This window comes from Hyphobacterium sp., assembly GCF_965229905.1.
GTDB lineage: Bacteria > Pseudomonadota > Alphaproteobacteria > Caulobacterales > Maricaulaceae > Hyphobacterium.
Map to the genome: position 1 here is coordinate 1,114,479 of NZ_OZ245930.1, position 24,427 is coordinate 1,138,905.

At 62.9% G+C, this 24,427-nt stretch carries 20 protein-coding genes and 1 tRNA gene; 8 read left to right on the forward strand and 13 right to left on the reverse strand.

The window, feature by feature from the left end:
• The first annotated feature begins 111 nt into the window (after positions 1 to 111).
• On the forward strand, positions 112 to 1,932 hold the full coding sequence (glmS, locus tag ACO08C_RS05625; protein ID WP_421788240.1) for a glutamine--fructose-6-phosphate transaminase (isomerizing): 1,821 nt from the start codon (positions 112 to 114) through the stop codon (positions 1,930 to 1,932).
• A gap of 19 nt (positions 1,933 to 1,951) precedes the next feature.
• Here glmS and ACO08C_RS05630 read toward each other — a convergent pair whose 3' ends face one another.
• The 3 genes from ACO08C_RS05630 to ACO08C_RS05640 all read right to left on the reverse strand — a co-directional run bounded on the left by ACO08C_RS05630 (position 1,952) and on the right by ACO08C_RS05640 (position 5,822).
• A complete protein-coding gene (locus ACO08C_RS05630; protein ID WP_421788242.1) occupies positions 1,952 to 3,460 on the reverse strand; it encodes a phosphomannomutase/phosphoglucomutase in 1,509 nt (502 codons plus the stop codon).
• Between the two features lie 24 nt (positions 3,461 to 3,484).
• Positions 3,485 to 4,786 (reverse strand): UDP-glucose dehydrogenase family protein, encoded by a 1,302-nt coding sequence (locus ACO08C_RS05635; protein ID WP_421788244.1) that lies wholly within the window; start codon positions 4,784 to 4,786, stop codon positions 3,485 to 3,487.
• 70 nt (positions 4,787 to 4,856) lie between these two features.
• Complete coding sequence (locus ACO08C_RS05640; RefSeq protein WP_421788246.1) at positions 4,857 to 5,822, reverse strand: KpsF/GutQ family sugar-phosphate isomerase; 966 nt, start codon at positions 5,820 to 5,822, stop codon at positions 4,857 to 4,859.
• A 174-nt stretch (positions 5,823 to 5,996) separates the two neighbouring features.
• Between ACO08C_RS05640 and gpmA the strand changes: the two genes are divergently transcribed.
• The 3 genes from gpmA to ACO08C_RS05655 are packed head-to-tail and all read left to right on the forward strand — an operon-like array spanning position 5,997 to position 8,723.
• Positions 5,997 to 6,722 carry a 2,3-diphosphoglycerate-dependent phosphoglycerate mutase gene (gene gpmA, locus ACO08C_RS05645; protein ID WP_421788247.1) on the forward strand — a complete coding sequence of 242 codons (726 nt, stop codon included), beginning with the start codon at positions 5,997 to 5,999 and terminating at the stop codon, positions 6,720 to 6,722.
• Complete coding sequence (gene ribD / locus ACO08C_RS05650) at positions 6,719 to 7,372, forward strand: bifunctional diaminohydroxyphosphoribosylaminopyrimidine deaminase/5-amino-6-(5-phosphoribosylamino)uracil reductase RibD (RefSeq protein ID WP_421788249.1); 654 nt, start codon at positions 6,719 to 6,721, stop codon at positions 7,370 to 7,372. Before gpmA ends, ribD begins: the two co-directional genes overlap by 4 nt.
• A gap of 49 nt (positions 7,373 to 7,421) precedes the next feature.
• Positions 7,422 to 8,723, forward strand: coding sequence for a pentapeptide repeat-containing protein (locus ACO08C_RS05655; RefSeq protein ID WP_421788250.1), 1,302 nt, complete (start codon positions 7,422 to 7,424; stop codon positions 8,721 to 8,723).
• A gap of 61 nt (positions 8,724 to 8,784) precedes the next feature.
• On the opposite strand, the gene ACO08C_RS05660 is transcribed toward ACO08C_RS05655, so the two are convergent.
• On the reverse strand, positions 8,785 to 9,261 hold the full coding sequence (locus tag ACO08C_RS05660; RefSeq protein ID WP_421788251.1) for an Hsp20 family protein: 477 nt from the start codon (positions 9,259 to 9,261) through the stop codon (positions 8,785 to 8,787).
• Between the two features lie 226 nt (positions 9,262 to 9,487).
• Between ACO08C_RS05660 and ACO08C_RS05665 the strand changes: the two genes are divergently transcribed.
• Positions 9,488 to 10,426: a class I SAM-dependent methyltransferase gene (locus ACO08C_RS05665; RefSeq protein WP_421788253.1), complete on the forward strand. Its 939-nt coding sequence runs from the start codon at positions 9,488 to 9,490 to the stop codon at positions 10,424 to 10,426.
• On the opposite strand, the gene hisN is transcribed toward ACO08C_RS05665, so the two are convergent.
• The 3 genes from hisN to ACO08C_RS05680 all read right to left on the reverse strand — a co-directional run bounded on the left by hisN (position 10,423) and on the right by ACO08C_RS05680 (position 12,659).
• A complete protein-coding gene (gene hisN / locus ACO08C_RS05670) occupies positions 10,423 to 11,211 on the reverse strand; it encodes a histidinol-phosphatase (protein ID WP_421788254.1) in 789 nt (262 codons plus the stop codon). The genes ACO08C_RS05665 and hisN overlap by 4 nt on opposite strands.
• Before the next feature lie 44 nt (positions 11,212 to 11,255).
• A complete protein-coding gene (locus ACO08C_RS05675) occupies positions 11,256 to 11,645 on the reverse strand; it encodes a helix-turn-helix domain-containing protein (protein ID WP_421788256.1) in 390 nt (129 codons plus the stop codon).
• A 117-nt stretch (positions 11,646 to 11,762) separates the two neighbouring features.
• Positions 11,763 to 12,659: an N-formylglutamate amidohydrolase gene (locus ACO08C_RS05680; RefSeq protein WP_421788258.1), complete on the reverse strand. Its 897-nt coding sequence runs from the start codon at positions 12,657 to 12,659 to the stop codon at positions 11,763 to 11,765.
• Between the two features lie 114 nt (positions 12,660 to 12,773).
• On the opposite strand from ACO08C_RS05680, the gene cpdR reads away from it, so the two are divergent.
• On the forward strand, positions 12,774 to 13,139 hold the full coding sequence (cpdR, locus tag ACO08C_RS05685) for a cell cycle two-component system response regulator CpdR (RefSeq protein ID WP_421788260.1): 366 nt from the start codon (positions 12,774 to 12,776) through the stop codon (positions 13,137 to 13,139).
• A 75-nt stretch (positions 13,140 to 13,214) separates the two neighbouring features.
• Here cpdR and ACO08C_RS05690 read toward each other — a convergent pair whose 3' ends face one another.
• Complete coding sequence (locus ACO08C_RS05690; protein ID WP_421788262.1) at positions 13,215 to 15,218, reverse strand: alpha/beta hydrolase family protein; 2,004 nt, start codon at positions 15,216 to 15,218, stop codon at positions 13,215 to 13,217.
• Between the two features lie 166 nt (positions 15,219 to 15,384).
• Positions 15,385 to 18,471 (reverse strand): TonB-dependent receptor domain-containing protein, encoded by a 3,087-nt coding sequence (locus ACO08C_RS05695; protein ID WP_421788264.1) that lies wholly within the window; start codon positions 18,469 to 18,471, stop codon positions 15,385 to 15,387.
• A gap of 280 nt (positions 18,472 to 18,751) precedes the next feature.
• On the opposite strand from ACO08C_RS05695, the gene ACO08C_RS05700 reads away from it, so the two are divergent.
• Together ACO08C_RS05700 and ACO08C_RS05705 are read left to right on the forward strand one after the other, a co-directional pair.
• Positions 18,752 to 18,826: transfer RNA gene (locus tag ACO08C_RS05700), tRNA-Val, on the forward strand.
• Positions 18,827 to 18,930: 104 nt separating this feature from the next.
• A complete protein-coding gene (locus tag ACO08C_RS05705; RefSeq protein WP_421788266.1) occupies positions 18,931 to 20,007 on the forward strand; it encodes an Mrp/NBP35 family ATP-binding protein in 1,077 nt (358 codons plus the stop codon).
• Here ACO08C_RS05705 and ACO08C_RS05710 read toward each other — a convergent pair.
• The 4 genes from ACO08C_RS05710 to ACO08C_RS05725 are packed head-to-tail and all read right to left on the reverse strand — an operon-like array spanning position 20,004 to position 24,391.
• Positions 20,004 to 20,765 (reverse strand): ABC transporter ATP-binding protein, encoded by a 762-nt coding sequence (locus ACO08C_RS05710; RefSeq protein WP_421788268.1) that lies wholly within the window; start codon positions 20,763 to 20,765, stop codon positions 20,004 to 20,006. The genes ACO08C_RS05705 and ACO08C_RS05710 overlap by 4 nt on opposite strands.
• A complete protein-coding gene (locus ACO08C_RS05715) occupies positions 20,762 to 21,730 on the reverse strand; it encodes a FecCD family ABC transporter permease (RefSeq protein WP_421788270.1) in 969 nt (322 codons plus the stop codon). The genes ACO08C_RS05710 and ACO08C_RS05715 overlap by 4 nt, the downstream gene beginning before the upstream one ends.
• A complete protein-coding gene (locus ACO08C_RS05720) occupies positions 21,727 to 22,566 on the reverse strand; it encodes an ABC transporter substrate-binding protein (RefSeq protein WP_421788272.1) in 840 nt (279 codons plus the stop codon). Before ACO08C_RS05720 ends, ACO08C_RS05715 begins: the two co-directional genes overlap by 4 nt.
• Positions 22,511 to 24,391 carry a TonB-dependent receptor gene (locus ACO08C_RS05725; protein ID WP_421788274.1) on the reverse strand — a complete coding sequence of 627 codons (1,881 nt, stop codon included), beginning with the start codon at positions 24,389 to 24,391 and terminating at the stop codon, positions 22,511 to 22,513. The genes ACO08C_RS05720 and ACO08C_RS05725 overlap by 56 nt, the downstream gene beginning before the upstream one ends.
• Between the last annotated feature and the right edge of the window lie 36 nt (positions 24,392 to 24,427).

The window sequence follows — 24,427 nt, forward strand, 5'->3', positions numbered from 1 at the left end:
ATCCGGGCCGGCCGGAATATGGCGTTTGGCGCCGCTGGTTCTCGTGCTTGATTCACGCTATGCCCTCGGCGATCACAAAGCTGGATTGGCTTACAAGGCAAGGAGACTGCCATGTGCGGTATTGTCGGAATCGCGGGGCGCAACCCTGTCACGGAACGTCTTGTCGACGGTCTGCGGCGCCTGGAATACCGCGGTTATGATTCCGCCGGCATCGCGGTGATCCGCGACGGCGAAGTGCAGCGCCGCCGCGCCGAAGGCAAAATCCGCAATCTCGACAAGACCCTTCATGACGACCCCGTGGACGGGCTGATCGGCATCGCCCACACCCGCTGGGCCACGCATGGCCGGCCGACCACCGACAATGCCCATCCGCATACGGCCGGGAATGTCGCCATCGTTCACAATGGAATCATCGAGAATTTCAAGGAGTTGCGTGAAAGCCTGGCGAAGGAGGGGCATCAGTTCGTCACGCAGACCGATTCCGAAGTCATCGCCCATCTCATCGATTCTCACCTCAAGGCCGGGATGAGCCATGAGGACGCCTTCTCCCAGGCCATCTCCAAGCTTCGCGGGGCTTACGGTGTCGCGGCGATTTTTGCCGACAAGCCGGACACGCTGATGGCGGCCCGCCATGGAAGCCCGCTGGCAGTCGGCCTGGCCGAGGATGAGGCCTTTATCGGTTCGGATTCCATGGCGTTGGCCATTTTCACCCGCCAAATCATCTATCTTGAAGAAGGCGACTGGTGCGTCGTAACGCCCGGCGATGCGCGCATTTTCGATCGTGACGGCAAACCCGCCAACCGCGAGGTGGTGATTTCGACGGCCGCGTCCGAACTGGTCGACAAGGCGGGCTGCCGCCACTTCATGGAAAAGGAAATCCGCGAACAGCCGGAATCGGTCGGCCGGACCCTCGCGCAATACGTTTACTCCGCCGATGAGGGCTTCGGCTTCGATCCCGCCGAGCTGGGTCTGGCCGATGCCGAGCGGCTGCTCTCAGTGGCTTGTGGCACGGCGTATTATGCCGGAGCGACCGCAAAATACTGGTTCGAGCGCTATGCCGGGCTCGCGGTCGAGACGGATATTGCCTCGGAGTTCCGCTACCGCCATCCGGTGCTACCAAAGAAGGGCGCGGCGCTGTTCATTTCGCAATCCGGAGAGACCGCCGACACGCTGGCAGCCCTGCGCCACTGCAAGCAAAACGAAATCCGCACGATCGGCGTCGTCAACGTCCCGGAAAGCTCGATCGCGCGCGAATCCGACCTGTTATTGAAGACGCTCGCCGGTCCCGAAATCGGCGTCGCCTCCACTAAGGCGTTCACAGCTCAGCTGACGGCCCTGGCGAGTATTGCGCTGGCGACGGCGGCGAGCCGGGGCAGGCTAAGCCCGGCCGAAGTCGGCGCAAAAATCCAATCGCTGATGGAAGTACCGCGCCTGATCAATGAAGTGATGTCCGTCGAACCCCAGATCGACGAGTTGGCGCGCGCGCTCACGCATCATCGCGACGTGCTTTATCTCGGCCGCGGGCAGTTCTATCCCTTGGCGATGGAGGGCGCGCTGAAGCTCAAGGAGCTCGCCTACATCCATGCCGAAGGCTATGCCGCCGGCGAGCTGAAACACGGCCCGATCGCGCTCATCGAGGACGGAACGCCGGTCATCGCCATCGCTCCGTGGGACGAGCTCTTCGAGAAGACCTATTCCAATCTGCAGGAAATCTCCGCGCGTGGCGCCGATGTGACGCTGTTTACCGACGCCAAGGGTGCGGACATTGCCGGCGACACCTGCCGCGCAGTCGTCATGCCGGATTGCGATCCGATCGCCCAGGCCATCGTGGCGGCGGTCCCCCTGCAATTGCTCGCCTATCACACCGCCGTGCACATGGGCACGGATGTGGACCAGCCGCGCAATCTCGCGAAATCGGTAACCGTCGAATAGGCCGCTTTACCGGCGGTGGCTAGATTTCCTGGTCGAAAGCGCCGACTTCCGGATGCTTTGCCAGCTCAGCCTGGATGTCCTTGAAGATCGCTTTCATGTCGTCTGCCGAGTTCGGGCTTTCGACGACGATCACCAGATTGGGGGTGTTCGATGATGCACGGACCAGCCCCCACGCCCCGTCTTCCAGCGTGAACCGCACGCCGTTGACGGTGAGCACGTCGCGGACCTTACGACCCAGGATTTCGCTGCGCGCGGAATAGGCCGCGGCAATCCTGTCCACGACTTCATACTTGATCTCGTCAGCGCAGGCCGGCGACATGGTCGGTGACGAATAGCTCACCGGCAGATCGCGGCGCAGATCCGCCATCGACTTGTCCGGATTGCGGTCGAGCATGTCGAGCACGGCGCGGGCCGCGACAATGCCATCGTCAAAGCCACGGCCAAGCGGCGGCTGGAAGAAGAAATGGCCCGATTTTTCGAAGCCGACCAAAGCGCCGGTCTTCTTCGAATAGCGTTTGATGTAGGAGTGGCCGGTCTTCCAATACTCGGTCGTCGCGCCGTTTTCCGCGAGCACCGGATCGGTGAGGAACAGGCCGGTCGATTTCACATCGACCACGAATTTCGCCTTCTCGAAGCGGCCTGACAGGTCGCGCGCCAGCATCAGGCCGACCTTGTCGGCGAAAATCTCCTCGCCTTCATTGTCGACGACGCCACAGCGGTCGCCATCGCCGTCGAACGCCAGGCCGATATCGGCCTTGTGCTCCAGCACGGCATCACGCAGCGCGTGCAGCATTTTCATGTCTTCCGGGTTCGGATTGTAGCGGGGGAAGGTGTGGTCGAGCTCGCAATCCATGGGGATCACCTCGACGCCCATGGCTTGCAGCGCTTTCGGCGCAAAGGCGCCGGCCGTGCCATTGCCGCAGGCCGCGACGACCTTCAGCTTGCGCCGGATCGATACGCCGTCGGACAGATCCGCCAGATAGCTCTCGGCAACGCTGGTTTCGCGAATATACCCGCCACCTTCGCGGAGCTTGCCCTCGCCATTGAGGACGATCGCCTTGAGGCGCGCCATCTCGTCAGGGCCAAAGGTCAACGCCTTCTCGACGCCCATCTTCACCCCGGTCCAGCCATTGGAATTGTGACTGGCAGTGACCATGGCGACGCAATCGATGTCGAGATCGAACTGCGCGAAATAAGCGGTCGGCGAAAGCGCAAGGCCGATGTCGTGGACTTCGATGCCGGCCGACATCAGGCCGACCGTCAGCGCCTGTTTCACGCCGAGCGAATAGCCGCGGAAATCGTGTCCCGTGACGATTTTGGGCTCGACACCCAATTCGTGGATCAGCGTGCCGAGGCCGAGCCCCAGAGCCTGGATGCCATAGAGATTGATCTCCGGCGCCTTGTCTGAGCCCGGATGGCCGAACCACCAGCGCGCATCGTATTCGCGAAATCCCGTCGGCTTGATCAGCGCCGAAGTTTCGTAATCCCAGGTGTTGGGCAACAGGTCGGCGCGCGGCTTCTGGCTCATCACATCCCTCCGCTTGATGGCGGCCTAACGGCCCACACTCGTGTAGTTGAAACCGCGTTTGCGGATGTCGTCCGGGCTGTAGATATTGCGCAGATCGACCATCACATCGCCCGCCATCACCGCTTTCAGGCGCTCGGTGTCGAGCGCGCGGAATTCATTCCATTCTGTGATGATCACGATGGCGTCGGCACCTTCAGCACACAGGTAAGGACCGGAGGTAAACTCGACGTCCTTGAGCATTTTTTCCGCTTCAACGACGCCGGCCGGATCGTAGGCCCGGACCTTGGCGCCGGCGTCCTGCAGCGCCGGAATGATATCCAGCGAAGGCGCTTCGCGCATGTCGTCCGTGTTCGGCTTGAAGGTCAGGCCGAGCACGGCGATCGTCTTGCCGGACACGTCGCCGTCCATTGCCTTGATGACCTTCTTGGCCATGTCCTGCTTGCGGCGGTCATTGACCTCGACGGTGGTCTCGATGAGGCGCAGCGGCGTGCCGGCCTCCTGGGCCGTACGCGTCAGGGCCAGCGTGTCCTTCGGGAAGCAGGACCCGCCATAGCCGGGACCGGCATGCAGGAATTTGCCGCCGATGCGATTGTCGAGACCGACACCGCGCGCCACTTCCTGAACATTGGCACCGACCGACTCGCAGAGATCCGCCATCTCGTTGATGAAGGTGATCTTCATGGCGAGGAAGGCATTGGCGGCGTATTTGATCAGTTCCGAGGTCCGGCGCGTGGTGAACAAGATCGGCGTTTCATTGAGATAGAGCGGCCGGTAGAGCTCGGTCATGACGTCCTTGGCGCGTTCATCCTCGGTGCCGACGACCACCCGGTCTGGGCGCTTGAAGTCGTCGATGGCGGCGCCTTCGCGCAGGAATTCCGGGTTGGACACCACCGCGAAATCGCCGTCGGGCCGGGCTTCGCGGATGATTTTCTCGACCTCGTCGCCGGTGCCGACCGGCACGGTCGACTTGGTCACGACGACCGTATAGCCGTCCATGACACCGGCAATTTCCTTCGCTGCGGCATGGACATAGGACAGGTCAGCAAATCCGTCGCCGCGGCGCGAAGGCGTTCCGACCGCGATGAAAACCGCATCGGCTTCGCGCACTGCCTGGGTCAGGTCGGTGTCAAAGCTCAACCGGTCTTCGCGGACATTGCGCTGCACCAGCTGGTCGAGGCCCGGTTCGTAGATCGGGATGCCGCCGGCGCGCAGCATGTCCACCTTTTCCTGGTCCTTGTCGATACAGGTCACATGGTGTCCGAAATCGGCGAAGCAGGCACCCGAGACAAGACCGACATAGCCGGTACCGATCATGGCGACGCGCATGGGGCGTTCCTTCTTTTCGTGTTTGCAGACCGTCTAGCGATAAGGGGGCTGCACGGTCAATGCGCAAGCGCTATTTCACACCGGCGCGCAGGAGGTCGTGAATGTGCAGGAGGCCGGTCGGACGGCCATCCTCAACCGCGAAGAGCTGGGTGATCTTCACCCTGCCCGACGTCATCAGGCGGAGCGCATCGGCCGCCAGTGTGCCCGCTGAAGCAGTCCTTGGGCCACGTGTCATGACTTCGGTAACCGGCAGGTCGAGCAGTTGGGGACCCATGTGGCGGCGCAAATCACCGTCGGTGATCATGCCAACGAGCTTGTTGTCCGATGAAATGATGCCGACGCAGCCGAGCCCCTTGGCGCTGATCTCGATCAGTGCCTCGCTCATGACTGCGTCGTCGCCGATCAGCGGCACCGCATCGCCGGTGTGCATGAGATCGCCAACAGTTGCGAGGGTTGCCCCCAGCGCACCGCCCGGATGGTAGGTCTTGAAATCCTGCGCCGTAAATCCGCGTGCTTCGAGCAGAGCGACCGCGAGTGCGTCGCCCAAAGCCATCATCAGCGTGGTGGATGTCGTCGGCGCACGCGTTTCAGCGCAAGCTTCGGGCGCGTCGGGGATCAGCAGCAAATGATCGCTGGCTTTTGCCAGACCGGATTGCGCACCCGTGGTCATGCCAATCAACGGCGTTCCGAAGCGCCGGCAATACGCCATCAGATCGCCCAGCTCCCGGGTTTCGCCCGATTTCGAAAGCGCCAAAACCGCATCGTCCGGCGTGATCATGCCGAGATCGCCATGGCTTGCCTCGGTCGGGTGGACAAATTGCGAGGGCGTACCGGTGGACGCCAGCGTAGCCGCGATCTTGCGCGCCACATGACCGGACTTTCCGACGCCTGCGCAGATCAGCCGGCCTTTCAGGTCCACGAGGCGCTGAACGACGGCATCGAAATCCGCGTCCAGCCCGTGAGCGAGCTGTTCAAGTCCCTGGCGTTCCAGTTCGATAACCCGGCGGGCCACGTCGAGCGGGCGCGATTGCGTCATGAAGCCTCCTGTCTCGAAACAGCCCTTAGCAGAAGCGTGTGGCCTCCGGGAAGGGCGCGCACCATGGCCGGTGGACCAGCGAAGCCCGTTCCGGCCCGCGAATGACACAGCCAGCTTTCTTGATACACAGCCTCCGCCACGCTATGCGCTGGACAGAGTTGCCGGGAGAGCATGATGGCGAAGCTGGTTTTGATCCGACACGGGCAAAGCGAATGGAATTTGCAGAAGCGGTTCACCGGCTGGATTGACGTCAAGCTGACCGAGGAAGGCGTCGCTCAGGCCCGCAAGGCCGGGCAATTGCTTGCAGCGACGGATTTCAAACCGAAGCGGGCTTTCACCTCGGTTTTGACGCGCGCCATCCGAACTCTCTGGCTCACCCTCGAAGAAATGGACCGCGTCTGGATTCCGGTCGACAAGCACTGGCGGCTGAATGAACGCCATTATGGCGGCCTCACAGGGCTGAACAAGGACGAGACCCGCGCGCGGCATGGCGACGCGCAGGTCCAGATCTGGCGCCGCAGCTTCGACACCCCGCCGCCGGCGCTTGACGTCAATGATGAGCGGCATCCCTCGCACGATCCGCGGTATCGCGATTTGCCGGCGGAAGCGCTTCCGGCAACGGAATCGCTCAAGATCACCCTCGAACGGGTTCAGCCCTACTGGGAAGAGCAGATCGCGCCCCTGTTGCGCGCTGGCGAGGATGTTCTGGTCGTCGCCCATGGCAATTCGCTGCGCGCCATCGTCAAATTGCTGTTCGATCTGTCAGACGAAGAGATCGTCCAGATTGAGATTCCGACCGGTAATCCACTCGAAATCGGTATGGACGGTGCCGGAGAATTGCCCGTTACGGCCCGCTATCTCGATGCCGATCGCGCCAATCCGCTTCCGGACATGCCTTGACCGATATCGCTGATCTGCGCTGGATGGACGCCGCGTTGGCGCTGGCGCGATCGGGACTGGGTACGACCGCCCCCAATCCATGCGTCGGCTGTCTGATCGTCAAAGACGGTATCGTCATCGGCCGCGGCGTGACCGCGCCGGGCGGCCGGCCCCATGCCGAGCGTATAGCGCTTAACGAGGCCGGTGCCGACGCGCGTGGCGCCACAACCTATGTCACGCTGGAACCGTGCGCGCATACTGGCCAGACGCCACCGTGTGCCGATGCGCTGGTCGAGGCAGGCGTGAAGCGCGTTGTCATCGCGTGTGGCGATCCCGACCCCCGCACGTCGGGCGAAGGTGCGGCCCGGTTGCGCGCGGCCGGGATCAGTGTGGAGGAAGGCGTCCGCCGCGAGGCCGCCGAGGCCGCGCATGCCGGCTTTTTCTCGCGGGTGCTCAGGCAGCGCCCCCTCATCGCTATCGATCCCGAGCCCGGCGGTTATGATGTCAGCTTGGAGACCGTTGACGGGACGGCGCCTGACGCCTGGGTGAAAAGCCTTTATGCGCAGGGCTGGACACGCGTTCGGCTGGTCCCGGGTTCGAAAGCTGCGGCGGCCGCGGCCGCCGCGGACATAGTCGATGTCATCCAGCCCCAATTGGACACGCCACGTTAACCCGAAATCCCGATAGTTTTTCACAAAACTGGAGGAAGTCTCGAAGGTTATGTCGGATCACGGCGTCCAATACCGGACCGTCGACCAATTGCAGGTCGACGAGATTTGCCGACGGCATGAGTTATTGTGGAGCGGCCGTCCGGGCGGGGCGCGCGCCGCTTTCAACTATTGCATCATGGACGGATTGAATCTCTCAAACCGCGATTTGTCCGATGCCGACTTCACCGGAGCGACCCTGATCGGGGCCGATCTGTCCGGGAGCGTGCTCAATTCGGCCAGCTTCTATGGCGCGGATTTACGCCGTTCCAGCCTGGCCGGCGCATCTTTGCGGCGGGCCGATATGCGGGGCGCTTCATTGCGCGGCGCCAATCTGCAGGGCGCCGATCTTTCGGAGACGGATCTTCGCGAAGGCACCATCGCCCAGCTCGATAAGGAACGCGGCCTGTCGGTGATCAAACACCGGACACGGCCGGGCGAGATGACGATGGCGAATTTCCAGGGGGCCAACCTGTCGCGGTCGAAAATGTCGGGTTCAACGGCGCAGCGCGCCGATTTCACGGATGCCGTAATGCTGGGCGCCCGCATGGTCAAAGCCAATCTCCGATCGGCGGTATTTTCCGGTGCCAATCTCGAGGGTGCGGATTTGTCGGGCGCCGATCTGACCGATGCCGATCTGACCGACAGCGTGCTGATCAACACCAATCTGAAGATGGCGCGCCTCGACAATTGCGACCGGACCGGCGCCCTGACGGATCAGCCGGCCGGGCGCGAAATGCGCGAGCTTGAGCGCCCCGTCGAGGCCATGATCGAAGATCATATCCGCTGGTGCGCGACGGCCGGGCGCGAAGGACAGCCGTCGCTGTTCGACAATACCGATCTGCGCCCGCTGAAATCCCTTGCCGGGAAAACACTGACGGCGTTTCATGCCAGCGGGGCCACGCTCTACGGGCTCGATCTGGAAGGGGCACAATTGCAGGGCGCAAAGCTCGAGCGCGCCGATTTGCGCATGGCCTGCCTGCGGGGGGCCGATCTAAGAGGCGCGGACCTGACGGGTGCACGGCTCAACAATGCCGACCTGCGTGATTGCAAGCTCGGTCCGCTGAAGCTGGAAAACGACCGGATTCTTCCCGCCTCGCTGGCGGCGGCAAAGATCAGATATGCCGATCTGTCCGGCGCGGACTTGCGGTATGCCAAAGCGTCCGGAGCCGATTTCTCCTACACTTCGCTGGTCGGGGCAAAAGTCCTGGATGCGCATTTCACCGGATCCTGCTTTACCGGCGCCCGCATCGACGGCGACTTCCGCAACGATGTCCACGACGCCGATGGCGCGGTTGATCTGGACGCTGCCTGATCAAACTAAAACGCGCGCCTGAAGGGGCAGGCGCGCGCTTCGTTTCAGTTTCGAAAGGCCGTTAGGCGGCTTTCGTTTTACCGCCTTCGATCACCTTGCGGGCTTTGCCGCCGGACTGGCCGATTGCGATACGGCGCGGCTTCGCGTTTTCCGGGATTTCCCGGCGAAGCGTGACCGCCAGAAGGCCGTTTCTCAGTTCCGCGTTGTCGACCACAACATGGTCGGCCAAATGGAAGCGGCGCTCGAAAGCGCGCTCTGCGATACCGCGGTAGAGATAGTTCGGACCTTCGTCTTCGGACTGGCTCTCCTTGCGGCCGGATACCGTCAACACGTTTTCCTGGACTTCGACCGTCAGGTCATCCTCACCGAAACCGGCGACCGCCAATTCAATGCGGTAATCGTTCTCGCCGAGTTGTTCGATATTGTAGGGTGGGAAGCCAGCCGATGGATCCGACTTGCTGGCCGAATCGATCATATTGGCCAGACGGTCAAAACCGACAATGCTGCGGTAGAGTGGTGAATAATCCAAGGTTCTCATAATCTTATCCTCCTTAGAAGCGACAAGTTCGCGGGTCGGGCCCGAACCTCCAGACCGTCCCCAATGACCGCGGCTTTAAGCCCGCCATTTGGCCGGGCCGGGCCGCGCGCAGAGCCCTGACAGGCGCCCTGCATGACCTAAATGGGAATGTGTTGCCGCGCTTGCAAGAGGCGCGTCGAGCCTTTAGGCGTGTGCCGTCATTGGGAATAGAATTGGGGAGTTTCACATGCGGCGTATAGGCGTTCTGGCGGCGTTGGGGCTGATCGTTGCGGGGTGCAGTGGATCGACGGAATCAGATGAATCGGTGGCCGTAGCCGAACCGGAGGCCGAGATCGTTGCCGAGACCGTCCTGCCCGCCGAAACGGAAATCGACGCTGCCGATCGGGGCTCGCTGGAATGGGCCATCGCCGGCGATTGGCGCGGCGAGAATGCCGACCGCGACACCTTCCGGAATCCGCTGGAAACCCTGACGTTTTTCGAGATCGATCCGGCATCGACGGTGATCGAGATCTGGCCCGGCGGTGGCTGGTATACCGAAATTCTCGCCCCCTGGATCAACGCCAATGGCGGGACCTACATCGCCGCGCACTTTCCCGCCGACAGCGCGAGCAGCTACCGTCGCCGCAGCCGTGCGGCATTCGAAGCGCGCTTTGTGAATACCGAGCCGTTCGGTGATATCGATCTGCGCGGTTGGGGGCCAGCCGATGGCGGTCTGGGTGATCCGGGCTCGGCGGACGCTGTGCTGACATTCCGCAATGTCCATAACTGGATGCGCGGCGGCTTTACCGAGCGTGCCTTTGCGGATTTCTACGATGTGCTGCGCCCGGGCGGCGTGCTCGGCGTCGTGGAACACCGCCTGCCCGATACGCGCGAGCAGGATCCGCTGGCCGAGTCCGGCTATGTGCAAGAGGCCTACGTTATAGCCCTGGCGCAGGAAGCCGGGTTCGAGCTGGTCGCGAGCAGCGAAATCAATGCCAATCCGCTCGATACCGCGGATCATCCGAATGGGGTCTGGACGTTGCCGCCGGCGCGCCGCGGATGGGATGATGCGGACTTCGATACGGCGCCGTTCGAGGCGATCGGCGAAAGCGACCGCATGACGCTGCTGTTCCGGAAGCCCGAAACGGAGTCAGTGCCGGAATCCGGGACCGACGACGCAAACTAAAGCGCCAGTTTCTCCAGAGCCGCAGCATGCAGTTCGCGGGTGGCGGCTGCGACCAGCCGGCCGGTGGCGAAATCGTCACCGCCGCGCCAGTCTGTGATCAGGCCGCCGGCGCCCCGCACCACCGGTATCAGCGCATGGATGTCGTGCGGCCCAAGCCCGCTCTCGACGACCAGGTCGATACCGCCGGCGGCGAGCAGAGCATAGGCATAAGCGTCCATGCCGAAACGGGTGAGGCGGACGTCGCTGTGCAGCCTGGAGAACAGCTCGGCCTCACGATCCCTGAACAGGTAAGGGTCGGTTGTCGCGAGAATCGCGTCCGCCAGCGCCGCCGTACCGGACACCGCCAGCTCGCGCCGGGCACCGCGTATTTGCAAGCCAGCTTGCTTGCCATGACCGGAAAACCGCTCACCCGTATGGGGCTGATCGATCACGCCCAACACCGGACGGCCGTCATAGGTGAGCGCGATCAGGACGCACCAAGTCGGGGATCCGGCGATAAAGCCGCGCGTACCGTCGATGGGATCGAGGGTCCAGGACCAGCCATTGCGGCTGTCTTTTGGCGGAAACTCCTCGCCGAGCACGCCGTCGCCGGGCCGTTCGGCTCGGATCAATTCGCGCATGGCCTGCTCGGCGGCGCGGTCGGCGGCGGTCACCGGATCGAATCCGGAAGCGGCCTTGTTCTCGACGTCGGGCGCCTGCCGGAAATAGGGTAAAATGGCAGCACCGGCGGCATCCGCCAGCCGGTGTGCAAGAGCGAGTTCAGTATCGAGGTCGCGGCGGTTCATGCCGCTGGCGTATCAGGCTGTTGCGCGCCTGTCAGCCGTGAGACTCAAGCGGCGTCATTGGCGGGCTCGGACGGCTCCAGCGATTTCGCCAACTCCAGGAGACGCTTTCGCGGCCGCTCCCCCAGCTTGTAATAGGCACGGACGAGATCCATGGTTTCCTTTTGTGACAGGATGTCCGGCGACATCGTGTCGGTATCTTCATCGGACTCGTCATTCACGGCCAGCCCGTCATAGAAATACTGCGCCGGGACATCGAGCGATTGCGCGAGCTCGAACAGGCGCGAAGCGCTGACACGGTTGGCACCGCACTCATATTTCTGGATTTGCTGGAATCGGATTCCGACCGATTCGGCCAGCTGCTGCTGGGTCAATCCCAGCAGACGGCGGCGGCGGCGCAGCCGCTTGCCAATATGAAAGTCGATCTCGTTCGTCATCGTGTCGGCTCCGCTTGTCGCTTTTCACCCCACGCCGGTCCGGCGTATTCGCGTGAAAGGGGAGCAAGCCCCATGCCGAACACGTGCTGCGGCATCTAACTTATATAAAACAGTAACTTAGAGCCTATTCTCGTGCCAATTGACGGCGGCGAGGTCAGTGAGCACAGTCGTCAAAACGGTTTGCAGCGCCGCGAATGTCCCGGAACGGGTCACTCGTGTCTCGTCAAGGTAAAGACCCCGGTTGATCTCGATCTGGACCGCGTGCCGGCAGTCCTTCGGCCGCCCGTAGAAGGCGGTGGTGTATCCGCCGGCATAGGGCTGGTTCCGGCGCACGGTAAGGCCGGCATCGCGAAACGCCGCTTCGATGCGGGCCATGATCTCGGGATCACAGGAGGTGCCGTGACGGTCGCCAAGCACGGCATCGATCCCGCCTCCGGCTGCGGCCGGCATCGAATGCATGTCGAGCAGCAATCCCATGCCGAAGACATCGCATGCCGCCTGCAGTTCGACCTCGATAGCGCCATGATAGGGCCGGTAATAGGTCGCGATGCGGCGACGGGCTTCGGCCAGGTCGAGCGGCTGGGTGTAGATCGGGCGGCCATCCGCACTGATGCGCGGCACGACGCCGAGCCCCGCCTGCACGTGCGGCGTATCGCCGGTTTCGTCGCCGGAGAAATCCGCGAACAACTCGCGGTCCAGCTCCCGTGTCGAGCGGTTGGGATCGATAAAGACACGCGGAAACGGTGCAAGGATTGTGGTGATGCCGATGCCGGGACCCGGCTCGACCAGCAAATCCATATAGGCATCTTCCGACCGCCGCAGCACCGGGAGCGGCAAGGCAGCCTGTGCTATAATGTCCGGCGGATAGGTGCGGCCGCTATGCGGCGATGCGATCAGGATCGGCGTTTTCCGGGTTTCCGGGCGGCGCACGATGACCGGCTCGTCTATCCGGCCGATGATGGCCGGTGACGGGTCCATGGCGGGCAAGGCGCGATTGGGATGAGCCGGTGTCATGCGGGCACCTTGGCGGCAGCTGTATTCAGCGGTCAAGCGGTTCAGCCGCGTTCAGCGGGTTTTTACCTTAATGAGCTAGCTTGGTGTCTGATTATTGAGGGTGGAGACCGCACAATGGCGAAAATACTGCTGGCGGAAGACGATGGATCCATGCGCGACTTTCTGGCCAAGGCGCTGAAGCGCGCCGGTCATGAAGTCACGGCCTGTGCCGACGGGGATGAAGGCCTGTCCGTGTTCGAGGCCAATCAGGACAATTTCGATCTTCTGCTGACCGATATCGTGATGCCGGGCATTGACGGCATCGAGCTGGCGCGGCGTGCCGCCGAGCTGGCGCCTTCGCTGAAAATCATGTTCATCACCGGCTTTGCCGCCGTGGCGCTGAGCCCGGGCTCGAGTGCACCGACGAATGCGAAAGTGCTGTCCAAACCGTTCCATCTTCGCGAGCTGGTGGACGAGGTCGACCGGGTCATGGCGGCCTAACCCGTCCTTCACGTCTGGAACAAAAAAAAGGCCCGCTCGTTTGAGCGGGCCTTCAATTTGCGCCGAAGCGGCCGGCTAGTTCTGGCCAGATCCCTGACGTGGCGGATTCTGATCCGTTGCCATGCCGCATTCATTCGCCAGCCAGCCGGTCAGCTCGCGGAAGAGCGTCAGCTGGTTGTCGAAGTTCAGCGTGTTGGAGAAGTGATCCGCATCCGGTAGTTCGACATAGCGATGCGGGATGCTGTTGCGCTGCATCGCCCGGATCATGAACTGGCTCTGGTATTGCGGCACGCGCTGGTCGACCTCGCCATGGATGATCAGGATCGGAATCCGGATATCCTCGGCGAATTCGTTGGGCGACATGCCGGCATAGCCTTCGGCAATCAGTTCACGCTGGATCGGGCTGTTGCCGAAATCGCGCTGGATCACGTCGAGATCGGACACGCCCGCACCGGCGATCACGCAATTATAGACTGGAGGCTGGCGGACCGCCGCGGCGAACGCGGCATAGCCGCCATAGCTCCAGCCGAACATCGCGATCTCGTCGGGATCGGCCAGGCCCTGATCGATCAGGTAGCGGACGCCATCATCCTTGTCGTCGGACATGGTGATGCCCCACTGCCCCCAGCTGGAGAGCCAGTGGTCGAGACCATAGCCTTCGGACCCGCGATATTGCGGCTGCATGACCATATAGCCGCGATTGGCGAGCACCGAGACCCATTCATCATAGGCGCGGTTCTCGGCTACCCAGGGGCCACCGTGCGGCACGACGACGAGCGGATAGGGCGCTTCCCCGAAGGGCGGCAGGGTCAGAATGGCCGGAATGTTGCGGCCATCGCGCGAAGTGTAGTTGATGAAGGTTTCGCGGCCCAAAGCGGCATCCAGCAATTGCGGATACTGGCGGCCGATCACGACCGGCTGACCGTTCTCGATGTAGTAATAGACTCCCGGCTCCTGCGAGGATTGCGAGAACACCAACATCTGCGAACAGTTGTTCACGCAGCTGTAGACCGTGTTGCGGGTATCTGGAAACGCCGCATCGACCATGTTCTGGATCGAGGCGGTGCGTTCGTCAATGAAGGCCCGCTGGAGCTGGCCATCGGCGTAGAATGAGAACCCGGCCAGCTCTGCTTCGCGGTCGATGTCGGGTTCGAAGATGGGTCCGAGAATGTCGACATCCTCGCGCTGATAGATGGTGCGGACGATGTTGCCTGTGCGCAAATCCATGATGTGTGCGCCGATCGTGTTCTCGCCATTGTGGGCGAGCACATAGGCCCGCGAGCTGTCATCCGGATCGAAGCCGACGACACTAACGCCCGACTGGCCATAGCGATCATATTCGGTCAGCGACCAGGACATGACTTCGCGCCAGCGCGTGTCGTCCGGATCGGGGCGCCAGAAATAGCTGACCGTCTCGCTGCCCGTATCGAGCGAGGACGCAAATCGCGGATTGCCGTTCTGGTCGAGCTCGTAGTTGAAGAAGCGTTCGCTGGCGCGGAGGATCCGCTGCTGGCGCCCGGTTTCCACATTGTACCGGTAGAAGTCGGGATTGGTGACGCTGTTGATCGAGCGGCTGCCGATATCCTCGATATCGTCGTCGCTATCGAGGCCTGCTGTCCGAATGATGATGTGGTCGGGATCTTCGGCCACGCGGCGGACAATGTCGAAATCATCGGAAACGCGGCGGAAACCCCCGCGGCCGGAGTGGTGCACTATTGCCTGCCGGAAACCGTAAACGCCTTGGTTCACGCCCTCGATACGATCGCGGATCTGCTGGCGGAAATTGACCAGCAGGTATTCCGGCGAAATCCAGCTGACATTGAGGATATCCATCCGTTCGGCGCCGAGCCGTACCGGATCGCCGGCCAAATTGTCGGTACGGCGCACCTCCACAATGTAATTGCCGTCGCGCGCGGTCAGCCGCCGCAGCGCAAGATACTCGCCGTCAGGCGACAGCGCGACATTCGACACCGCGGAATAGGTTGCAAAGTATTCCAGCGGGACAACTTCGCCCTGGCGGGCATCGGCGGAAATTGAAAATCCGAGCGCCAGGGCGCCCGCGAGTCCGAATCTGAACATGTCTGGTCCCTTGGTTTAAACCGGTCCTGTCACCTCAAGTATGTGCGGAATCCGGGAGAGGTCAAAGTGCAATGTCGCAGTTTGCGCAGCCGCGACGGGTATCAGCGCAAAGAAAAACGGCGGCCTCTTACGAGACCGCCGTTTCCCTTAGATCAGTCGGTTCGGATTAGAACTCTTTCCGAACACCGATGAACCAGCGGCGACCCATCTGGTCGTGGCCGACACCGAGAGGCCGGTTGAAGACGGAGAACACGCCGTTGGCATCAACGTAAGGCGGATCTTCGTCAAACAGGTTCTCGATACCGACATTGATGGTCCAGTCGTTCGGCGTCCAGGAGACGGAAGCCGTGTGGACATAGTAGTCGTCGGTGTACCAGATCGGACGGCAGACCGTACCCGGGCAGGTGTCGTCCGCACCGAGCGCCGGCTCGTTCTCCTCGCCGGCACCCACATAGCGGGTGAACCAGGAGAAGCGCCAGTCGTTGCGGTCCAGCGTTGCCCGGACGTTACCGACCCAATGCGGAACGTCGGTCTCACCAGCATTGTCATCAACCGTGCCCAGCACGTTGAAGATCTGCTCGTTCGCGCGGGTGGCACGAACGTCCAGGGTGAAGCCCCAGTCGCCCAGGAAGCTGATGTCGTCCTGGAACACCAGGTTAAAGTCGACGCCCTTTGAGGTAATCGTACCGATGTTGATGAAGGACGAGTCAACCAGGTCGATGAAGCCATCGCCGTCCCGCGTGATGCGGTTACAGAAGCCGGACGAGAAGTTCGGCTGATCTGCGTAACAGTCATTGATGATGAAGGTCTGACCCGGCTCTGCGATGGAGTCCGTCACGACGATGTCGTAATAGGTCACCGCGAAGCGGAGATCGAATGCGTCGAACCAAGGTTGTTCGATCACCGTGCCGAAGGTCTGCGACGTCGAGGTTTCGGCATTCAGAGCCGTCGTACCACCGGTGATGATCTCGATGCCGTAGGACGGCTGACGGTCAGGGTCCAGTCCGAGTGCGAACGGATTCACACCGGCAGCCTGACAGTTGGCGATCACGATCGAGCTACGCGTCTCACCGCTCGGATCATACGTATCCGGCGTATTCGGGTTGCCGTCAGACTGACGGGCATTGACCGGAACCACGCAGGGGTCGGAGATCGTGTTGAAGCCCGAGGCGCCAGCAAGGAATTGCTCGCGGGCGTTCGGTGCGCGGTAGGACGTGCCGTACGAACCCCGGAAGGTCATCCAGTCGTTCGGACGATAAACACCCTTCACCGAGTAGGTGAAGTCCGAGCCGTAATTGTTCTCGTCGGTGTAACGGCCGGACAGGTTGAAGGTCAGTTCTTCCACGAAGCGGCGGCCGCGGATCGGCGACAGCTCGGTTTCGAAGAAGGCTTCCCACAGATGACGGCGGCCAGCGGCGCCGCGGTCCGTGTTCCGGCGGTGCAGATTGCCGTTGGCACGAACGTCGTCAGCCTGCGAGTCGAGGGCGTCTTCACGCCATTCAAAACCGAGGATGAGCGGCACGTCAGAACCGTTGGCGAGCTGCATCAGCGTACCGGAGAAGATACCACCGATCATCGTCTGCTCGACGACGGTGCGGTTGGTGGCCTGGGTCAGCAGGTAATCAGCTTCTTCCGGCGTGAAGTAACCGCCGCCTTCCTGGTACAGGTTGGCCGCGAACAGGTTCACCGGAACACAATCCAGGACAGCCGGCTGCGGGTCCGTACAGGAGTAGGTGCCCGTGACCGGATCATACTCCGTGTTGTACAGCGAGGTCTGCAGACGGTCTTCGTTCACACCGTAGATGCGCTGGAAGCCCTGCGAGCGGGCATACGAACCGAACAGTTCGTAGGTCCAGTTGTTGAACAGCGGCAGATCGCCCCGGAATCCGGTGACAAAGCGGGTCTGCTGCAGTTCCGTGTCATTCCGGTCGAGGTGACCGTTGACCCGGACGATCGGGAAGTTGTCCGAGAAGATCGGTGCCAGCGCATCCGGAATACCGAAGCCCGTGAAGCAGTTCACGCCGTTCGGGTTGGACACGTTGTTACACGGGTTGAACGGGTTCGAAGCCGGAACGTCCGTGGCAACAAAGAAGGGGTCGCTGCGGATGATCGACTGACGGTTGGCGACCAGCAGCTCGTAGAAAACGCTGGTGTTGGAACCCCAATCAATGTCGTGCTCACCATAGGAGAACAGGCTGTAACGCTCCTGCTCCGGGATCCAGTCCGACTGACGGGCACGATCCGAGGCGTTGTAGTTATAGAACGGATCGTAGAAGTCGAAGTCGGCCAGGCCGTCGCCATTGCCATCGACAACAACGCCGCCGAGCGAGCTTTCCGACCAGCCCGGGATGTTGATGTTGGTCTGACCCGGCGTCCAGTAGACGGAGCCGTAGCCGGCAATCGACATACGGTTGATCAGCGACAGGCGGCATTCCGTAAAGTCTGCGCCCATGCCCGGCAGCACGTCTTGGTCAGCCGTGTAGATCTGGCCGTTTTCGTCGACGCGAGCGAAGGTCTCACAGAAGGAGATATCGCCAACCGGCGTCGCTTCACGATGATTGTACTCGAAACCGAAACCGGCATAGCCGCGGTCAGAGGTTACGCCCCAGGCACCGGCATAGGTGGTTTGCACGCCATCCTGACCGGTCGGCGCCTCACGGCGGTATTCGAACTCAACACCTTCGAAGTCCGTGCGAAGGATCACGTTAGCCACACCGGCGACCGCGTCCGAACCGTAGATCGAGGACGCACCGTCCAACAGCAGGTCAAAGCGCTCAACGATGATGCCCGGAATAACCGTCAGGTCTGGACTGGACGGCGCGCCGCCAATACCGGCCGGCGACATGCGGCGGCCATTAACCAGAACCAGCGTCCGGCTCGCATCCAAGCCGCGCAGGTTGACCTGGGACGAGCCCGGGCCGTTGTCCAGCACGAAACCGGTGAAGGTTTCGTCGATCTGGAAGCCGGCGGCTTGCGATTGCGACTGCAGAACTTCAGCTGCGTTGACCAAGCCGACTTCACGTGCCTGCTCACCGGAAATGATCTGCACCGGTGAAATGGACGTGAATTCGGACCGCTGAATACGAGAACCGGTGACGATGATCGTATCGCCGTCATCCTCTTCTTCTTCAGCTTCCTGTGTTTCATCAACAGCGTCCTGAGCGAACGCCGGCGTAACGGTCAGGCCCGCCGCAGCGAAACCTGCCAGAATGGTAGAGCGCAGAAGACGCTCGCGATCCCAGAAACTGCTCACTGTCATACCCCTTCATGACTTTTCTAATTTGGTCCGCCGCGATGTTTCAGACGACAGCGAGGCGAACGCGCACAGCCGGAAAGTGGCTACTTTCCTGACCGCACTATCGCGTCGCACAAATGACACGTAAAGCGCGCGCCCCATATTCGCCGCATTTCCGCCCTGTATGTTGCATAAAAGTCATACGGCAGGCATGTCCCTGTCATGTTAGGCCTCCGGTGAAGCTCGGGCTTGCGTCCAGCAGGCACCGGCGCTAAGAGCCCTGCTCCCTTTGATGGACGGGCGCGTAGCTCAGCGGGAGAGCACTACGTTGACATCGTAGGGGTCGCTGGTTCAATCCCAGCCGCGCCCACCATTTCCTCCGATTAAACAGATAGTTGAACGATTGCTGTCCAGCATGCATTGGCAGTCGCGCTGGCGTCATTATCTTACAGGCCGGAGAGCCAAGGAGCCCGTCCTGTGTCCGATGAATTGACCGCAAAACTGGATCGCATACCCGACCCGAAAACGGGCAAGGGATTGCAGGCGGCGGGCCGTCTCGACGGGGTCGCAGTGCGCAATGGCGTTGCCACAATCGTGCTGAAAGTCGAGCCGGACGAGGCGATTGACCGGCTCAAGGCGGACATCGAATCGGCGGCGCGAGAGGTCGACGAGGTCGATCGTGTGCAGATTATTACCACGCTTCAACGCCCGGCGGGCGGAGGTCGCGACAAAGCCGCTCCGCGCCAAGCGAGCGCTGCTGCCCCGCGGCCCGCCCGGCAGATCATCGCCGTCGCCGCCGGCAAGGGCGGGGTTGGGAAATCCACGGTGGCGGCCAATCTGGCAGCAGCGCTGGCAAAAGCCGGGCAGCGCGTCGCGGTCCTGGATGCAGATATTCACGGCCCGTCCATTCCGCGCCTATTCGGGCTGCGCGACATTAAGGGGCTACGCAAGACCGATACAGGAATCGAGCCGGCGGATGCCCATGGCGTGCGCGTTGTCTCGATGGGGTTTCTGACCAAGCCCGGCCAGCCGGTGGTCTGGCGCGGCCCGATGATCCAGGGCGCGATCCAGCAATTCCTCAACGAGACTTACTGGGGCGATCCCGATGTGCTGATCATCGACATGCCGCCGGGCACGGGGGATGCGCAGCTGGCGATCGCACAAACAGTCTCGATCGACGGGGCGGTAATCGCCTGCACGCCGCAAGATCTCGCCCTCGACGATGCCCGCAAGGCTATCGCCATGTTCGAAAAAACCCACACACCGATTCTTGGCCTCATCGAGAATATGAGCGTTTTCCTGTGCCCGCATTGCGGCGAGCCGAGCGAAATTTTCGGCCATGGCGGAACGCGCGCCGAAGCCGAGGCCATCGGCGTACCCTTCCTTGGCGAGATTCCGCTGACGATCGAGCTGCGCGAGCGCTCAGATACCGGGCGGCCGGTGGCTTTCGATGACGGCCCTGTCGCTGACGCCTTCGCCCGGGCGGCGATGGCCATGCTTGACTCGGCCCGGGAAGCCCGCAAGCCGGCACCCGAGATCGTTTTTTCCAGCTAGCCGGTTTGCCAGGTCTGCACCGCGATGCCGTCCGGCGCGTTGAGGCCGAACACGTTGCGAAGCGTGTCAGCGTCGAGCGCCAGGCGAGGAGCGCCATCAGCGGCGATCCGGCCTTCATGGACCACGATCACCCGATCCGCAAAGCGGCTGACCTGGTCGAGACTGTGCCCCGCGAATGCGACGCAGCGGCCGTTTTGTGCTTCGGCGGTCAGGATTTCCATGACCGCCAGCTGATGGCGCGGATCCAGGGCCGCGCCCGGCTCGTCCAGCAACAGCGCCTCGGCCTGGGTGGCCAGCGACCGGGCCACCAGGATGCGCGCCTTTTCGCCCGAGGAGAGCTCGCTGAAGGCGCGGTCTGCCAGGTGGCCGGTGTCAGTCAGCGCCAGGGAGGTTTCGACCGCTGCGCGGTCGGCCTCGTCCAGCCGTGTCAGCGGCTTGAGAAAGGGAAATCGTCCGAGCTCGACCACACGCCGCGCGATCATCGGCCAGGCGAGACGGGAATCGGCCGGCAGGTAGGCGATTCGTCGGGCCCGCTCGCGGTCGGTGAAACGGGACAGGTCCACACCCTGCAGACGGATCGTGCCGCGCGCGGGTGGCATGACGCCGGCCAGGCAGCGGATCAGGGTGGACTTGCCTGCGCCGTTGGGCCCGACGATCGCCGTGACTTCGCCGGACCGGAGGGCCAGGGCCGGCACCTCCAGCACAGTCCGCCCGTCATAGGCGCAGGCCAGATCCTCGATCTCGAAATGCGCGGTCATGGCGCCTGCCTCCCGGCACTGCGGATCAGCTGGAAGAAAAAGGGCACACCGATTAGCGCCGTCATCACGCCGAGATAGAGCGGCACGCCCTCGCCCGAAATCTGCCGGGTGGCGGCATCGGCCAGCATCAACAATGCGCCGCCGCCCAGCGCCGAGGGCAGGAGCAATTCGGCGGGCTGTGCGTCGACATAACGCCGCAAGAGGTGCGGCACGACCAATCCCACAAAACCGATCGCCCCGGCGACCGCGACGCTGGCACCGACCGCCAGCGCGGTGCCGAGGACGAGCCGGATCTGCAGTCCGCGCAGATCGACACCGATAGCGCGGGCGCCCTCTTCACCCAGCGCCATCCCGTCAAGCGCCCGGCCTGTGGTCAGGATCAGCGCGCCACCGGTCAATGCCAGCGGCAGCGCGATCTGCACGTCCGTCCAGCTGGTATTGCGCAGCGATCCCATCAGCCAGTAGGCGATCTCCGATAGGGCCCAGGGATTGGACGAGAAATTCATGGCGAGCGCGACCAGCGCGTTGGCCATGGCGCCAATGGCGACACCCGACAGGATCAGCGTGGTCGCGGTGGCGCGGCGTCCGGCGATCAGCAACATCAGGACCGCTCCGATACCGGCGCCCGCGATGGCCAAGGCGGGCAAGACAAGGGCCGACAGGGCGGTCAGTCCGAAATAGAGCGCTGCGACGGCACCCAGACCGGCGCTGGCCGACAGGCCGATGATCCCTGGATCGGCCAGCGGGTTACGGAAATATCCCTGCAACGCAGCGCCCGACAGAGCGAGCGCAGCGCCGACGACAAAGCCGAGCACCACGCGCGGCAGACGCAATTCCAGCAAGATCAGGCGCGCCGTTTCATCACCCTGTAAAAGCGCCCCGGCCGGAAAGCCGCCCGCGGACAGGCCGGCCAGCGCCGCCAATGCACATAGGCCCGAGAGGATGAGCCAGAGCCGTGGCTTCATGAGCCCGGCTCCAGACGATCGAGCGCGTCGGCAATCTGTTCAGCGGCGTCGATGAGCTGCGGGCCGGCACAGGACCATGCCGGCGCCGGTACGTCGAGGCGCGGCCGGCCGTCCAGCAAGCGCCGGAACGCCGAGTGCCTGACACCGGCGTCCGTCCGGGTGACATAGCCGTCGACGAAATAGCTTGTGACGATCAGGTCGGGATCGACCCGAAACGCCCATTCGGCATCGGCGCGCAGCCAGCCGCTCGCGCCCGCCTCGGCCGCCGCATTGATGCCGCCAGCGGTGCGGATGGCGGCATCCACCAGCGTTTCCGCTCCGGCTGCCCCGCCGGTGACACTCAGATAGAAGACTGAGGGCCGGCGCGGCCGGGCATCGGATCGCTGGCGCAGAGCTTCGCGTCGGTCACGCAATTCCGACACAAGCGTTGCGGCGCGGGGCGATTGTCCGAGCGCGTCGCCGAGCGTTTCGAGATTGGATTCAATCACAGCCCAGTCCTCACCCCATCCGAGTGCTATATGGGCGATTCCCGCCGCGTCCAGAAAAGGCGCAGCCCGGCCCGCGCCAGACGGGCCGAAAACGACGAGGTCCGGATCGAGCGCGACCAGACGCTCGGCATCGCCGCTGGCCCGCGGCAGGCCGATGACCCATTCCGGAGCGCCGGACACGATCTGCCCGGCCTGCCAGGAGACGGCGGCGATATCCTCACGGTCGGCAAGCGCCAACACATAGGCATCGGCGCACAGATCGGCGGAGGCGATGCGCGCCGGACCGTCGGCATCAGCCGTCGAGGCGCAAGCCCACAAACAGGCCGCGGCCTTCAGATGCGTAGCCAAAGACGTCTGTCGCCTCCTCGTCGGTGAGATTGGTGCCCCGGACGTAGAGCTGTGTGGTCCCGGAAACCTGCCAGCCCAGCCGGGCCGAGACCAGCGTATAGGCCGGCAGGGTGACGGTCGTAAACGAACCAAAGTCCGTGTCGCGCTGATCGCCGGTGTGATCTGCGCCGAGACTGGCCTGCCAACGCCCGCCACCGGATTGCCAGCGTAACGCCAGGCTGCCCGTTGTTTCCGGACGGCGCAGTTCCGGCGTGCCGTTCTCTTCGGCATCAATCAGCGTGGCCGATCCGGCGAGTTCCAGCCCGCGGCCCAGATTGACCGCGCCGCCAATCTCGAGACCCTGGCGCTGTGATTCCGTTGAGCGGTTTCGGGCGGTGAACGGGAAAGCGCTAAAGTCCGTGAAGATCTCGTCGGTCAGATCCGCCTCAAACCAGGTGACGGACAGTTGTGCCGTGTCGCCAAAGGCCTGGTCCCAGCCAATCTCCCAGCTGCGGGAGCGTTCCGGCGTCAGAGCGGGATTACCCGTGAAGAAGCCGGGAAAGAAGCCGAACAGCTCGTAGACGCCGGGATTTTTTACGCCCTCGCCGATGCTGGCGCGCAAGCGGCCGCCGATTTCGTCGAACTGCCAGGCTGCGCCCATGCGCCAGGTCGTGGCGTCGTCAAACCGGTCATTCCAGTCCTGGCGGGCCGAAAGCGATACGCGCAACGCCGTCCAGGAAAAGCGGTAATCGATGGCCGCCGCCACATTCCCGATATCCTGCGACTGGTTCGAACCTGCACCGGCACCGGCGAAGCTGGAAAACGACTCATTGGTCGTCTCGACCAGTCCTGTCAGCCGGTGGCGGGCTGCTCCTGTCTGCCAGTCGCCGGTCGCCTGATAAAAGGCCTGAACGCGCTCGGCCTCGGTTTCGCGGTTGAAATTCGCATTCGCGTAGCTCGCCAGCCGGTCGGTGGCGAGATTGGCCGCGAGATCGTGCCGCAGGCCGAGACGATTGAGTGTCAGCCGGGCCCCGATCGCGGTCTGCCGGCCCTCCGCACTGTCGCGCGTGTCGTCCAGCAAGCCGTTGAAATCAGAATCGGAATCAAATTCGCTTTCAAAATCGGCGAACCGTGCAGATGCTTGAATCGACTCACCTTCTCCCAGATCGAACATCGCAGATGCCGTCGCATGAAAGCGGTTGTAGCCGTCCGTTTCACCGCCAAGTCCCGAGACGTCGATACCGCCGGTCTCGAAGCGTGAGGCCGCAACACCACCCGTCACACGGCCCGACACGCCCGATGCCACTGCACCGAGAAACCGCGTATCGAACGAGCCGGCTTCGAACTGCGCCAGGCCTCGCGGCGGCGAATCCGGATCGGCGGTGCGGATGTTGATCACGCCGCCGATTGCATCGCTGCCCCACAGCGCGGACTGTTCGCCGCGCAGGATCTCCACACTGTCGACCCCAAACCCGGGAAGGTGGGCGAAGTCATAACCGCCGGTCAGCGGCACTCCGGCCTCGATTCCGTCGATCAGAACCAGGGTGTGGTTGGCTTCCGAACCGCGCAGGCGCAGGTCGGTCAATGCCCCTGCCCCGCCAGACCGGGAAACGGCGATGCCGGGCACAGCGCGCAGCGTGTCGGCCAGCGAGAGGCCGCCTCGCAATGCAATGTCGTCGCGGCCGATGACATCCACCGCCGAGGTTATGTCTGCCGCCGGGACAGGGACACGGCCGCCGATGACAATCACCGTGTCAGTATCGGGCTCTGCGTCTTGCGCGAACGAAAGGGATGGAAAAACAAGAAAACAGGCGAGACTTCGCCCGAGAATGCCGGTAACGGCCATGATCACAACTCCAGTGTCGGCCGGATCTCTCTCCGG